We start from the raw sequence: 378 nt of genomic DNA, 5'->3' as shown, positions 1-378 counted from the left end.
CTTAAGATCGCAACTGTTTCTGGTTTGTTCACATTTTGCTGGCATCGCTTGCCGCCACGGCTAAACTTGGCGCATGGGGGAAGCGATTCGCATCATCGGCATCGATCCGGGCCTGAGGCGCACCGGCTGGGGCATCGTCGAAAGCGTGGGCAATTCGCTGCGCTTCGTCGCATCGGGCACCGTGCGTTCGGACGACAAGGCGCCATTGGCGACAAGGCTTTGCCAGCTGCATGACGGATTGGTCGAGGTGTTGCACCAGGCCTTGCCGCATGAAGCAGCGGTCGAGCAGACGTTCGTCAACAAGGACGCGACGGCGACGCTGAAGCTCGGCCAGGCGCGCGGTATTGCCATGCTGGTTCCGGCGCGCGCCGGGCTGGT

General features: G+C 62.7%; 1 protein-coding gene. It reads left to right on the top strand.

Going from position 1 to position 378, the window contains the following annotated elements:
• Window positions 1-73: 73 nt before the first annotated feature.
• Window positions 74-378, top strand: a 305-nt coding sequence (locus tag EN851_RS34455) for a crossover junction endodeoxyribonuclease RuvC (RefSeq protein WP_189587340.1), incomplete at its 3' end; no start/stop codon positions are given.

The organism is Mesorhizobium sp. M8A.F.Ca.ET.208.01.1.1 (assembly GCF_004791315.1).
GTDB lineage: Bacteria > Pseudomonadota > Alphaproteobacteria > Rhizobiales > Rhizobiaceae > Mesorhizobium.
This window is presented reverse-complemented; position numbering and strand designations above follow the sequence as displayed.